This is a genomic window from Acinetobacter sp. AOR41_HL (assembly GCF_027854645.1).
Taxonomy (GTDB): Bacteria; Pseudomonadota; Gammaproteobacteria; order Pseudomonadales; family Moraxellaceae; genus Acinetobacter; species Acinetobacter nosocomialis.
On sequence record NZ_JAKTHZ010000050.1, the window covers coordinates 37,328 to 49,544 of the forward strand.

Annotated in this window: 11 protein-coding genes; 6 read left to right on the forward strand and 5 right to left on the reverse strand. The window is 38.0% G+C overall.

Annotation, left to right across the window (positions count from 1 at the left end; all coding sequences use genetic code 11):
- Positions 1 to 571 precede the first annotated feature (571 nt).
- The 4 genes from lon to MKL35_RS18550 all read left to right on the forward strand — a co-directional run bounded on the left by lon (position 572) and on the right by MKL35_RS18550 (position 5,950).
- Positions 572 to 3,001 carry an endopeptidase La gene (gene lon / locus MKL35_RS18535; protein ID WP_004710036.1) on the forward strand — a complete coding sequence of 810 codons (2,430 nt, stop codon included), beginning with the start codon at positions 572 to 574 and terminating at the stop codon, positions 2,999 to 3,001.
- A gap of 300 nt (positions 3,002 to 3,301) precedes the next feature.
- Positions 3,302 to 3,781: a 23S rRNA (pseudouridine(1915)-N(3))-methyltransferase RlmH gene (rlmH, locus tag MKL35_RS18540; protein ID WP_002054393.1), complete on the forward strand. Its 480-nt coding sequence runs from the start codon at positions 3,302 to 3,304 to the stop codon at positions 3,779 to 3,781.
- 112 nt (positions 3,782 to 3,893) lie between these two features.
- Positions 3,894 to 4,670: a dioxygenase family protein gene (locus tag MKL35_RS18545; RefSeq protein ID WP_032011414.1), complete on the forward strand. Its 777-nt coding sequence runs from the start codon at positions 3,894 to 3,896 to the stop codon at positions 4,668 to 4,670.
- 170 nt (positions 4,671 to 4,840) lie between these two features.
- Entirely contained in the window at positions 4,841 to 5,950 is a 1,110-nt protein-coding gene (locus MKL35_RS18550; protein WP_002054437.1) for an META and DUF4377 domain-containing protein, read from the forward strand.
- 54 nt (positions 5,951 to 6,004) lie between these two features.
- Here MKL35_RS18550 and gdhA read toward each other — a convergent pair whose 3' ends face one another.
- Positions 6,005 to 7,408: an NADP-specific glutamate dehydrogenase gene (gene gdhA, locus MKL35_RS18555; RefSeq protein ID WP_004710040.1), complete on the reverse strand. Its 1,404-nt coding sequence runs from the start codon at positions 7,406 to 7,408 to the stop codon at positions 6,005 to 6,007.
- A gap of 271 nt (positions 7,409 to 7,679) precedes the next feature.
- On the opposite strand from gdhA, the gene MKL35_RS18560 reads away from it, so the two are divergent.
- Together MKL35_RS18560 and nth are read left to right on the forward strand one after the other, a co-directional pair.
- Positions 7,680 to 8,471, forward strand: coding sequence for an RnfABCDGE type electron transport complex subunit B (locus MKL35_RS18560; RefSeq protein WP_032011412.1), 792 nt, complete (start codon positions 7,680 to 7,682; stop codon positions 8,469 to 8,471).
- A complete protein-coding gene (nth, locus tag MKL35_RS18565) occupies positions 8,472 to 9,158 on the forward strand; it encodes an endonuclease III (RefSeq protein WP_032011410.1) in 687 nt (228 codons plus the stop codon).
- On the opposite strand, the gene MKL35_RS18570 is transcribed toward nth, so the two are convergent.
- The 4 genes from MKL35_RS18570 to MKL35_RS18585 all read right to left on the reverse strand — a co-directional run bounded on the left by MKL35_RS18570 (position 9,155) and on the right by MKL35_RS18585 (position 12,038).
- On the reverse strand, positions 9,155 to 9,334 hold the full coding sequence (locus MKL35_RS18570) for a hypothetical protein (RefSeq protein WP_002054380.1): 180 nt from the start codon (positions 9,332 to 9,334) through the stop codon (positions 9,155 to 9,157). The genes nth and MKL35_RS18570 overlap by 4 nt on opposite strands.
- Before the next feature lie 71 nt (positions 9,335 to 9,405).
- Complete coding sequence (adk, locus tag MKL35_RS18575; RefSeq protein ID WP_002054405.1) at positions 9,406 to 10,059, reverse strand: adenylate kinase; 654 nt, start codon at positions 10,057 to 10,059, stop codon at positions 9,406 to 9,408.
- Between the two features lie 85 nt (positions 10,060 to 10,144).
- A complete protein-coding gene (locus tag MKL35_RS18580) occupies positions 10,145 to 11,458 on the reverse strand; it encodes a membrane protein (protein WP_004710044.1) in 1,314 nt (437 codons plus the stop codon).
- 61 nt (positions 11,459 to 11,519) lie between these two features.
- A complete protein-coding gene (locus MKL35_RS18585; RefSeq protein WP_002054381.1) occupies positions 11,520 to 12,038 on the reverse strand; it encodes a hypothetical protein in 519 nt (172 codons plus the stop codon).
- Between the last annotated feature and the right edge of the window lie 179 nt (positions 12,039 to 12,217).

Consider the following 12,217-nt stretch of genomic DNA (forward strand, 5'->3'; position numbering starts at 1 on the left):
AAGCAAATCATATTATCTCTATTGTGTTAATAATTTGTAAATTTATTTTAAAATAGAATAATAACTCTAAATATATGGTTATTTTTTATAAAATTAATAAATAAATAAACTCTTTAAAATACACTTGTACTCCATTAAAAATAGAATATTAACTCTAAAATAAATACCACTATTAATATAATTATTATGTAATAACCACCTATTAAAAATACATCTGTATATTATAAATAATAGTGCTTTTATACTGTTAATAATAAATTATAAAATAAATAAAAATTTAAATATACTTAATAAAAACACCTATTATAAAATAAAACTAAATAAAGCATTTTTTGAAAGCTGGCCTCCTTACTTGTACGGCAAAGAATAATTATTAAGTAAAAATGCTCAGCTTCACTACAAAATTTCATTCTTCTTAAGAATTAATCTATTGATTCATAACATTTTTAAAAAAAAGTTGACTAAATTAGTCCTTTTTTCAACATTTTCTATTGTCATGCCCTTGTAATTTTTAAAATACACATCACTATAAAAAACATGGCAACCTCGTTGTCACTCATTAGGAGTGCCCATGTCTGAACTTATTATGAATGAAAAAACTGACTTAGAGCCTCAGGTTCCAAGTGTATTACCACTATTAGCCTTACGTGATGTGGTGGTTTATCCACACATGCAAATTGCGCTATTCGTGGGTCGTGAAAAATCGATCAATGCAGTTGATGTGGCTCGTAACAGTGACAATTTAGTATTTGTAGTTGCGCAAAAAGATTCGCTTACAGAAGAAATTGATCACGACAATTTATACCAGTACGGTACAGTCGCTAAGATTGTACAAGTAGTTAATCATGAAAATGATGAAAACTGCATTAAAGTACTTATTGAAGGCTTACATCGTTCTAAGCTCACAAAAATTATCGATGAAGATAGTTATTTGACTGCTGAACACGATTTAAGCCCAATGACTATTAATGTAGATAAGGCAACTCAAGAAACTCGTTTACAAGAGTTACGTAACCTATTTGCTCAATATGCAGAAGCAAAATTACGTAATGCACGTGAACTGGTAGCTGCTGCCAATAAAATCGAAGACTTATTGCAATTGATGTTCTTCGTAGCAACTCGTGTACCTCTAAATATTGAGATTAAACAAAAATTTTTAGAGTACGATGAGTTTGAAGCTCATTTGCAAGAGTTGATGAACTACTTGATGAATCAATCTGCTGAACAGCAAATTGAGCAAACTTTACATGACAGCGTAAAACGCCAAATGGAAAAGAACCAACGTGAATACTTTCTAAATGAAAAAATGAAAGTCATTCAACGTGAGCTTTCCGATATGAATGGCGGTGCTGAAGATGACGTTGCTGAAATTGAGAAACGTCTTGCTGAAGCTGATTTACCTGAACACGTACGTAAAAAAGCCGAAGCTGAGTTCCGCAAACTTAAAGCAATGCAGCCTGCATCTAGTGAAGCTGCTGTGGTACGTAACTATCTAGAAGTGATTTTAGATACGCCGTGGAACAAAGCAAGTAAAGTCAGTATTAACTTAAATAAAGCTCAAGAAATTCTTGATGCTGACCACTATGGTCTTGATGATGTTAAAGACCGTATTGTTGAATACTTAGCTGTTCAATCACGTGTGAAAAAACTCAAAGGTCCTATCCTTTGTTTAGTAGGTCCTCCTGGGGTTGGTAAAACTTCACTCGGTGAATCAGTAGCTAAAGCAACAGGTCGTGAATTTGTTCGCATGGCGCTTGGTGGCGTACGTGACGAAGCAGAAATTCGCGGACACCGTCGTACTTATATTGGTGCGATGCCAGGTAAAATTGTGCAGTCTTTAACAAAAGTTGGCGTGAAGAACCCATTGTTCTTACTCGACGAAATTGACAAGATGGCACAAGATTACCGTGGTGATCCAGCTTCTGCATTGCTTGAAGTACTTGATCCATCACAAAACAGTAAGTTCAACGATCATTATTTAGATCTTGATCTTGACCTTTCTGAAGTAATGTTTATTTGTACTGCGAACAGTATGAATATTCCAGAAGCCTTACTTGACCGTATGGAAGTCATTCGTCTACCGGGTTATACCGAAGATGAAAAAGTAAACATTGCTGAACGTTACCTTGTTCCTAAAGCAATTAAGAACAACGGATTACGTCCAAAAGAGTTAACAATTCATGAAGAAGCGATTCGTGACATTGTTCAACGTTATACACGTGAAGCTGGTGTTCGTAGTTTAGAACGTGAAGTTTCTAAAATTGCGCGTAAAGTGGTAAAAGAAGCCGTAAGTAAAAAGTCTAAAAACTTACAGCTTGATGTTACCTCTGCCAATCTTCCTGAATACCTAGGTCCACATAAATTTGACTTTGGTATTGCTGAAGATGAAGCACAAGTAGGCCGTGTAAATGGTTTGGCATGGACTTCTGTAGGCGGCGAGTTACTTACTATTGAAGTTGCAGCTGTTAAAGGTAAAGGTAAATTTATTACAACCGGTTCACTCGGTGACGTAATGAAAGAATCAATTACCGCAGCAATGACTGTAGTACGTACACGTGCTGATGAACTTGGTATTGAAGCATCTCGTTTTGAAGAAACTGATGTACACGTTCACTTACCTGAAGGTGCAACTCCAAAAGATGGACCATCTGCTGGTTTGGCATTAACAACTGCACTTGTATCAGCATTTACTGGTATTGCGATTCGTCCAGACATCGCGATGACAGGTGAAACAAGTCTTGGTGGTCGTGCGATGCGTATCGGTGGCTTGAAAGAGAAACTTCTTGCTGCACATCGTGGTGGAATTAAGCTTGTCTTTATTCCTCAAGATAACGTTCGTGATTTGGCAGAAATCCCTGACAATGTGAAAGAAGGATTAGAAATCAAAGCTGTGAAAAGTATTGATGAGATCTTGCCTTTAGCATTAACTTCAATGCCAAAGCCTTTACCCAAAACACCGATTGTAAAACCGGTGGAAGGCTCAAAAGCAGCACGTCACTAATTAAAAAATAAAAAAGAGAGCTTCGGCTCTCTTTTTTTTGTTACATAATTTGATTGAAAAATATCCAACCATCCTCATAATAAGAAGTAAGAGTGATTAATTTTATTATTTACTCTTATCTATCTTATGTTACAGATAGCCTTGTTTTTATTCTCTATGATCATCTGAACTCCAGACAGATGATCATTTGATCGCAGTCCAACACTGTTTTTTGGACTGCGTTTTTTATGCTCACTTACTCCCCCGCAGTTATTGTCTCCTCAGGTATAATACGTCAGCTGTTTTGACTGAATAGACCACATGAAAATTCGTATTCTGACCATTGGTCAAAAAATGCCTGCTTGGGTACTTACTGGTTTTGAAGATTATTTCAAACGCATCCAACCTTTTGTTCAGACTCAAGTGATTGAACTTCCAATGGCAAAACGCGGCAAAAATGACTCAGAAGCAGATATTTTAAAATACTGCCAAATTGAAGGTGAAAGTATTTTAAATGCTTTAAAACCCAACGAGACACTTATTGCTTTAGAAGTTGGCGGACGCGAACTCAGTACAGAAAAACTAGCTGACACCATGAAACAATGGATGCTTGAAGGTAATGATGTTGCACTGGCTATTGGTGGCCCAGATGGCTTGTCTGATCAGGTACGTAAAGCTGCTGCCTGGCATTGGTCACTCTCAAAACTTACCATGCCCCATCCTTTAGTTCGAGTTTTATTAATTGAACAACTTTACCGAGCGATGTCTATTAATCATAATCATCCTTATCACCGTGCATAAAAAGAACAAACGTTTCATTTTAAGAACAATCCGTTGAAATCAGGATACTTTTAACATGTCCTGATTTTGGCATAATGACTATTATTCTGCTTTTCAACTCAGGTGTAATGAAATGGAACTACAAACCCTTCCCGGACTGTTTATTTCACATGGTTCACCCATGCTTGCACTTGATCCAGAACAAGTGGGTCCTGCCTTACATCGTCTTAGTGTGAATCTACCTACCCCAAAGGCAATCATCGTGATGTCTGCTCACTGGGAAAGTAAAGCACTTGAAGTAAGTAGTTCAACACGTCCAGAAACATGGCATGACTTCCGTGGTTTCCCACCAGAGTTGTATGAGATTCGCTATAGCGCACCAGGTCAACCAGAACTTGCCGAAGAAATCTTAAAGTTGTTGGCAGACGCTCATTTTGTTGCACATGCCAATAGTGCCCGCCCTCGCGACCACGGTGTATGGATGCCTCTTTTACATATGTATCCAGATGCAGACATTCCTGTTGTTGAGATTTCTTTACCAATGAGCTTAAGCGCACAAGAAATTTATAGAATTGGGCAAACACTTGGGCCTTTACGTGAAAAGCAAATTTTACTGATTGGTTCTGGAAGTATTACCCATAATCTTGCTGAATTGTCATGGCAAGGTGATAGTTCAAAAGTTCCTGAATGGGCTTCAACGTTTAGAAATACTGTTGTTAATAAACTTTCACATCAAGATTACGATGGTGTGTTGGAATGGCAATCATTGCCTTATATAAAACGTAATCATCCAACTCTTGAACATTTTGCGCCGTTGTTTTTCGCTATGGGAACTGGCCATCGTTTTACGATTGTTCATAGCAGCTTCACAATGGGCTCTTTAGGTATGGATATATACCGTTTTGATTAATTTTTAGGAAATACCCCGTTTTTGCGGGGTATACCACTATTTTTATTAAAAATTCGAATAATTTACAAACTTATACATTTTAAAAACCGAAACAATCATATGTTTACATTTTATTTTTTTAAGAATGTTTTAAGCTTAGTGCTGTTGTTTTTTTACTTGAAGTTTTTTAAATGAAAATTAAATATTTAATTCTTGCGTTGTTACCTTTTTCTTTGATGGCGTGTCAAACAGTTTCAAATACTCAAGCTCCAATTGTATCTGAGCAACAACAAAATCTTGCAGCAACTTTAAGTGAATATGCTTGGACTTATCAAAATGTAAAAGCTTCTAAGCCACTTGTTCTTAATTTTAATGCAGATGGTAAATTAGCAATTAACACAGGTTGTAATGGTCAAGGTGGTACTTGGAAAGTTGAAGGCAACCAACTTGTAACCTCTCCTCTGGCATCGACAATGATGGCTTGCCAAGACGATTTAATGAAACAAGAACAATTGTCTAATAGCATCTTTAGTGAAGCAAAATTGCCAATCGAAATTAGTAATAGCAATGGTCAGGTAATCTTAAGCGTGACAGATAAAGCAGGTCAAAAGCATATTTTCCAAGGCGTAAAAGCAACTAATACTCAAGCTTTAACTGATTATTCATGGTCATATCAACCTGAAAATACTAAAAAGCCGATCGTTCTTAACTTCACAAACGACCGTTTGTCTATCGCAACAGGTTGTAACCGCCAAGGTACAACTTGGAAAGTTGAAAACAATACTATCGTAACTGCTGATGTCATGTCGACAATGATGGCGTGTGAACCTGCGTTAATGAAACAGGAACAATTCTCTAGTAGCCTGTTCCAAAAACGTGCGATTCCATTTGAACTTAATACGACAAATGCTGATCAACCAACATTAACAATCCTTGATGCTCAAGGTCAGAAATATACTTTCACAGGTAAAATGACACCTGAAGCAAAATACCAGTCTGAAGGTAAAACTGTTTTCCTTGAAGTAGCACCAGAAACTAAATCTTGTACGGGTGTTGCGCCACAAACTTGCTTGCAAGTTCGTGAAGTTAAATATGATGACAAAGGCGTAAAAACTTATGCCGACAAAAACTGGTCATTATATTATGGTCAAATCGAAGGTTTTGAACACAATCCAAACCAACGCGTAATCTTACGTGTAAAACGTTTTGAAGTGAAAAACCCAGCAGCTGATCAATCTAGCCAAGCAGATGTGTTAGATATGATTGTAGAGCAAGAAATGGTTAAAAAGCCTAAAAAATAATTTTTAGACTAAAAAAATCCGATGCAAAAGCATCGGATTTTTTATTTCTATATTTTAATAAATACCTTGTGCAAGCATGGCATCAGCAACTTTTACAAAGCCCGCAATATTGGCACCATCTACATAGTTCACAGTACCGTCTTCTTTTGTACCGTATCTTACACAATTGGCATGAATGTCTTTCATGATTGCATGTAAACGTTCATCGACTTCAGCATGTGTCCAACCCAAACGAATTGCATTTTGGGACATTTCTAAGCCAGAAGTTGCCACACCACCTGCATTAGATGCTTTACCAGGGGCATATAAAATCTTAGCTTCAATAAATTGTTCAACAGCTTCAAGTGTAGATGGCATGTTAGCGCCTTCAGCTACACAAATGACACCATTAGCAATAAGTGTTTTAGCATCTTCGCCTGTTAATTCATTTTGTGTAGCACATGGTAAAGCAATATCTACAGGAATATGCCAAGGGGTTTTACCTTCAAAATATTCAAAACCATGCTTAGAAGCAAACTCCGAAATACGCCCACGCTTAACGTTTTTCAGCTCCATGACCTCAGCAAGCAACTCATCTGTAAAGCCATTTTTTAGATAAACAGTACCGTTCGAGTCTGACAAGGTAACCACTTTCGCACCTAAGAACATTGCCTTCTCTGCCGCATATTGCGCAACGTTACCAGAACCAGATACTGAAACAGTTTTACCAGCAAAAGATAGCCCACGTGTTTTTAGCATTTCTTCTGCAAAATAAACCGTACCATAACCTGTTGCTTCCGGACGCATTAAGCTACCGCCAAATGAAATTCCTTTACCAGTAAATACACATGCCGTGTCATTACTGAGCTTTTTCATCATGCCAGCCATGTAGCCTACTTCACGCGCACCCACGCCAATATCTCCAGCTGGAATATCGGTATTGGGACCTAAATGACGGTAAAGCTCAATCATGAGTGCCTGACAGAACCTCATAATTTCAGCATCAGATTTACCTTTAGGGTCAAAATCTGAACCTCCTTTTCCTCCACCCATCGGCAAAGTAGTCAGTGAGTTTTTAAAAGTTTGCTCAAATCCTAAAAATTTTAAAATAGATAGGTTGACCGACGGATGGAAACGCATACCGCCCTTGAATGGACCAATTGCTGAATTGTATTGAACACGGAAAGCACGGTTTACTTGAGTCTGCCCTTGATCATCCATCCATGAAACACGAAATTGAATCACACGCTCAGGTTCAACCAAACGCTCTAACAATCCCTGCTCTGCATATTCCGGATTTTTTTCAATGAATGGCCACAAACTTGTCATGACTTCTTCGACAGCTTGTAAAAACTCAGGTTGATGCGGATCACGCGCTTGCACGTAATTCAGGAATTCATTCAGATTGTTATATTTCAATGCACGGTCCTCAGCATAGTAATGAATTAAATTGGTGCAATACATTTTAAAATGCATCATTTAGCAGCAAAATATTAAATCCCTTTCCATCAATTTTAACAATAGTTATTTTAAATTATTTTATTTTACTTAATTATCATAAACTTAATTTTAGAAAAACTATCTAAAAATCAAAAATAGTCATTTATCTTTTCAGTTTTATTGATCTATTATTGTGCAATATTAGCTACATTTTAGGTCAATCAAAAAGCCAATAAATTCGTTAAAATCCATTGACCTTACTTAGGTTTTTCTTCATTATCGCATCGTTTTAAGCAAGCTATTTTCCTCTATGAATCCATCTATTTCTCTCATACGCGAGATTGATGCGTTATTACCACAAACGCAATGTGGTTTATGTGGACACCGTGACGGCTGTCTACCTTACGCAAAGTCCATTGCTGAAGGTGAAGAAGCAAATAAATGTGTTCCTGGTGGACAGCCAGTGGCAGATGCGCTCGCAAAATTATTAAATCGCTCATCGTTACCTGCTGAAACAAGTGTCTGGCCTGTACAAGCCGATGGACGCCCGCAACGCATGAAAGCGATTATTCGCGAAGACGAATGTATCGGATGTACAAAATGTATTAATGCTTGTCCTGTAGATGCAATTATTGGTAGTGGTAAGCTCATGCATACCATCTTGACTGATTTGTGTACAGGTTGTGAGTTATGTATTCCACCCTGCCCAGTTGACTGTATTGATCTGGTCGAAGACACTCAAGCTTTACCAAACGAACAACAGCGCATTGCAGAGCAAGATGATTTAAGACAACGTTACTACGCGCATATTCAACGCGAAGAAAAACGTCGTATACATCGTAAAGGGCCTGTTGTACGCGCTGAAATTGATACACACCTTTTTGCACAGTTTTCCCAAGCACTTGATGATTTACCTTCAATTCAAATCATTGAGAAGCCAAAAGAAGCGGTTGTAAATGATGCAAAAACTACGATTGAATTAGCTAAAATTCGCACACAAATTAAAAAGTTGGAAAAGCAGCTCAGTGTTCGAGAAGATGCAAAAAAACGTCTTCAACTTGATGAACTACAACAGCAACTCATTCAATTACAGGAGGTCTGAATGGCCGTCAAAAACATGAAGAAAAAGCAGATTCAAATTTTCTTTGAACGCCTTCGTGAACAAAGACCTTCTCCAGAAACCGAATTAAAATATTCATCACCTTTTGAATTATTAATTGCCGTCATGTTATCGGCACAAGCAACCGATGTTAGCGTAAACAAAGCAACAGATAAGCTTTATCCTGTCGCCAATACTGCTGAAAAAATCTATAACTTAGGTGTAGACGGCTTAAAAGAATATATAAAGACCATCGGCCTTTATAACGCGAAAGCTGAAAATGTTATTAAAACCTGTAAGATTCTAATGGAGCAATTTAACGGCGAAGTTCCAAGTAATCGAAAAGACTTGGAAGCTTTACCAGGTGTAGGTCGTAAAACAGCCAATGTGGTTTTAAATACAGCATTCGGGCAACCAACTATGGCTGTCGACACACACATTTTCCGTGTGGGAAATCGTACTGGCTTAGCAGTAGGTAAAAATGTTCTTGAAGTTGAACATCGTTTAGTTAAGGTAATTCCAAAAGAATTTATTATAGATGCACACCACTGGCTGATATTACATGGCCGTTATTGCTGTATCGCCCGTAAACCGAAATGTTTCGAGTGTGTTGTTGCTGATGTATGTAACTGGCCAGACCGCTTTGAATTTGGCGCCACAAAAGCAATTCCAACAAAAAACCTCAGTTAATCCTGAGGTTTTTTAAGCTGCTGCAATTTGGGATGTAGTTGACGTTCTCGTCCGTTCTTTTTATTTTCCAAAGCCTGTTGTTTCTGCACATGACGCAACATTTTTTGACTTTGATATAGTAAAAATAACAATAGTGCCAGACTCAGCAATACCACTAAAATCAAAATGATTTTCATATCGTTCTCCCGCACTCAATGAAAGAAAAGAGCCCTCATAAAGAGGGCTCTTTATCACAAATAATATTAAATTATTTGTCTAAGATGTTGAACAAATCTTTTTGTACATCTTCAATAGTGCGCAAGCCATCAAGCTTGTCATAAGTTGGCGCATTTTCACCAGAAGCAGCACGGCCTTGATAGAAACCAACTAATTGCTCTGTTTCAGTATGATAAGACGCTAGACGCTTACGGATGGTTTCTTCTTGGTCATCTGGACGTTGAACAAGATCTTCACCAGTTTCGTCATCTTTACCTTCCACTTTAGGTGGATTGTATACAGTGTGGTAAACACGGCCAGAAGCTGGGTGCTGACGGCGACCAGAGAGACGTTTTACGATTTCTTCGTCAGGTACATCAATTTCAATCACGTGATCGATGCTGATGCCTTCTTTTTCCAATGCTTCTGCTTGAGGAATCGTGCGTGGGAAGCCGTCAAAAATACAACCATTCACGCAGTCCGGTTGAGCAATACGTTCTTTTACTAAACCAATAATGAGTTCATCTGAAACTAAACCGCCAGATTCCATTACACTTTTAGCTTTTAAACCTAATTCAGTACCTTCACGAATTGCAGCACGGAGCATATCACCGGTTGAAATTTGTGGGATATTGTAGCGCTTACAGATCAACTGAGCCTGAGTACCTTTGCCTGCCCCAGGTGGTCCGAGTAAGATAATGCGCATAAAAAACATCCTCATTTAAAACAATGAATGTGAGGTCTGGCAGATTTAATTTCGTTGATCCTGATAGATCCTGCCCGACTTCGAATTATAAGAAAGCCACAAACAAATGTATTGTACCAGCAATAAATCCGGTTACCCCACCTAGTACAATAAGAATCCACTCGTCCTCTTGGAATGCTGGACGTAACAAATTCTGAAACTCTTTTGGTGTCAGTTCACGAATACGCTCTTTAAACATTTGAAAAATCTTCTGTGCCCGGCTTGCATTCAGTGCAGGGTCACATACGGGTCCCATCGTAATTTCAATTGAACGATCAATCAAGTCCGTCTTTAATCTTGCGTACTCTCTTGGGCCCAAAGAAAGCTGTAAAGATGTACGAACAAGTGGTGTTTCCATAATTTCGTTAATATGACGTTTAACAATACGACGTGTTTTGTCCTTGCGTGAACCGTACATCATTTCTGTCATAATCGATTTTAACGTAATTAGGTCTTCTGTCACTACACTAGAAAAGACTTCAGAGACTTCTTCTTGACGCTTCATGAAAGCACCTTGGAAATTATAGGTACCGATTCGTAAAACAGGCACAATCCAAGGGAACTTGCGATCTTTGGTTAATCTAAATATTTGCGGATAACGAACGTAATGTGGCTCAATTGGGTTAAATACCATCCAGATTGCAATCCAGTTGGTTAAAAAGCCCCAAATAGATGCCCAAAATGGTACCGTCCAATGCCAAGGTACAACAAACCAGACAACCATCTGGAAAATACCGAAGAACATCCCGATTAGAGCACTAATATGCCAAATAAAGTTGATTTCTTTTTGCCCAACTTTTAAAAACATACGTACCATTAAACGGCGGTCACCTTCCATTTGGCTCACCACCATTTCACGCATATCAACCAGTGACTCGACATTCATGGTCAGTTCAGTTACTAATTCTCTTAGCACACCTGGTAACTGCTTATGTGCTTGAGCATAAATACGGCGTTTAATCGAATAAGGTAAATTTTCCCAAAGCACTGCATTACGATCGATCATCACTTCATCAATCAAATGCTCAAGTTCAAATCCGACTTGCTCACCAATAATACGTGCCATGTCTTCAGGGTCCATTGCCTCTAAAAACTCACGTAAAGAGCCTAACTTAGATAGAGTATTATCGGTAATAATTCCTGAGATACGCCCTGCTTTACGTGGCACAATACCTTGCCAGCCGACTGGTAAAGGACCTAAATGGAATCCCCAAAACTTGATTGGGTAAAACACCATTTTTAAAGCCATCCACACATGTGCCCATGTGACAAAGGCAGTGACCGGAATGATACTCAAAACGGCCCAAAAATCAGGTCTGTGTAAAAAGGTCTGCCACAATCCGCTGACGTACTCTAACATGTAAGACTCTCGTATTTATTTGTGCTCTGCTTATGGCGAGTTAACGATAAGCTGCTTTGTTTTATAAACCAAAACTTAGAGAATAAGAAAATTGTATTTGCGGTTTTGTATTGGCAGCAACGGCTCCATTTTGATCAGTTAATTTTTCAGCTGCTCCAATACCCACACTAAAGGTACTAATCCTTTCTGAATTCAACAATACATATGCCAAATCGACACCAGCACCTAAGCGAGATTTATAATCTCCGTCTACAGATTTGCTATCAAGATGTCCAGCATAAAAGCCAATATAGTAACCATTCTTATCAGTTCCGGTAAGGTAGTAAGGATAGCGAAATCCGACTTGTCCACCGGCAGTTTTATCACCATTTAAAAATGCACCAACTTTTGCATAAGCAATCCCATAAGGATTTACCCACTCACCATTGAGATGTAACAATTTTTGAGTAAAACCTGCGCCTACATTCCAAGTCGCTGCTTTATGATCTGCTAATTTTGCTTCTGGAAGAAATGAATAATCTTGAGCATGAGCCCAACTACTTACTGTCAAAACTGCAAGTAAGGGATAAATTTTTCTCATTATTTTCTCCATTTTCCCTAATCGTATGGTGAGAACAACCCTATTCTATTGAATGAGAGACTTTAACAGAATTATTTTGCTTCTTATATACAAGACTCTACAATTTTGTTGTCTACAAAGTCAAAAAAGCCAATTTGTTTCTTCACTGAAACTTTGAAAATTATGCAATATTTTAACTG

Bases quoted from the DNA above. Each gene is read 5' to 3' on its own strand.
- lon (WP_004710036.1), top strand. From the start codon at position 572: ATGTCTGAACTTATTATGAATGAAAAAACTGACTTAGAGCCTCAGGTT.
- rlmH (WP_002054393.1), top strand. From the start codon at position 3,302: ATGAAAATTCGTATTCTGACCATTGGTCAAAAAATGCCTGCTTGGGTA.
- MKL35_RS18545 (WP_032011414.1), top strand. From the start codon at position 3,894: ATGGAACTACAAACCCTTCCCGGACTGTTTATTTCACATGGTTCACCC.
- MKL35_RS18550 (WP_002054437.1), top strand. From the start codon at position 4,841: ATGAAAATTAAATATTTAATTCTTGCGTTGTTACCTTTTTCTTTGATG.
- gdhA (WP_004710040.1), bottom strand. From the start codon at position 7,408: ATGATGCATTTTAAAATGTATTGCACCAATTTAATTCATTACTATGCT.
- MKL35_RS18560 (WP_032011412.1), top strand. From the start codon at position 7,680: ATGAATCCATCTATTTCTCTCATACGCGAGATTGATGCGTTATTACCA.
- nth (WP_032011410.1), top strand. From the start codon at position 8,472: ATGGCCGTCAAAAACATGAAGAAAAAGCAGATTCAAATTTTCTTTGAA.
- MKL35_RS18570 (WP_002054380.1), bottom strand. From the start codon at position 9,334: ATGAAAATCATTTTGATTTTAGTGGTATTGCTGAGTCTGGCACTATTG.
- adk (WP_002054405.1), bottom strand. From the start codon at position 10,059: ATGCGCATTATCTTACTCGGACCACCTGGGGCAGGCAAAGGTACTCAG.
- MKL35_RS18580 (WP_004710044.1), bottom strand. From the start codon at position 11,458: ATGTTAGAGTACGTCAGCGGATTGTGGCAGACCTTTTTACACAGACCT.
- MKL35_RS18585 (WP_002054381.1), bottom strand. From the start codon at position 12,038: ATGAGAAAAATTTATCCCTTACTTGCAGTTTTGACAGTAAGTAGTTGG.